We start from the raw sequence: 682 nt of genomic DNA on the forward strand, positions 1-682 counted from the left end.
TATGACGAATGAGATATGGAAGGATCCGATGCATTAGCTGGAGATGGAAGCGCGTAAGATCGTCGGCACCGTCAGATGTGTATAAGGGCCAGGGGGTGGACACCCTCGTTGAGCATCGAGACGAGCAGTTCGGCCACGGAGGGTCGAATCCCCGAAAATCCCTTTGCGAGTGTGTTCGCACGGGTGACCATCATCGCACGAACTTCCGAGCGAGTGAGTTCGCGGCCCGCACCGGCGGCGTGACTCCGGATGAGGTTCGTCTGAAGACGTTCGATGTCTTCGCGGTCGATGTGGGTCTCGACGAGGTGACCGAATCCCGTGTTGACGCCGTAAACCGGCTCACCGGAGTCGAGGACGGATTCGACTCGTTCGCGCGAGTCGCGCATCTTCTCCCACGCCTCGTCGGGGAGTTCGACGGGAGCGTCGTGTCGGGCGACCGCGACGACATCCTCGGGCGTCAGCGACTCGCCGTCGACGACGACGGTGTCGGGAAGGGCGGACTCACTCATGGACGATCACCCCCGATTTCAGCACGGTCGAAACGGGATTCGTGTCGAACCGGTACGAGAGGTGTCTCGCAGACGGGATGTCGAGCACGACGGCGTCGGCCTGGCTGCCGGGCTGAAGCGTGCCCGTGCCGTCGTCTCTGTCGAGCGCGTTGGCGGCGGCGCTCGTGATGCCG

1 protein-coding gene and 1 pseudogene are annotated in these 682 nt (G+C 63.2%); both read right to left on the reverse strand.

What is annotated here, in order from left to right; genetic code table 11:
* Positions 1–89: 89 nt before the first annotated feature.
* A pseudogene (locus QT222_RS00235) lies at positions 90–509 on the reverse strand (aromatic amino acid lyase); the annotation flags it as partial.
* A partial coding sequence (locus tag QT222_RS00240; protein WP_491475923.1) for an amidohydrolase family protein occupies positions 502–682 on the reverse strand: 181 nt, incomplete at its 5' end. The gene QT222_RS00240 and the pseudogene QT222_RS00235, both read right to left, overlap by 8 nt.

It is taken from the genome of Haloferax sp. s1 (assembly GCF_058382125.1).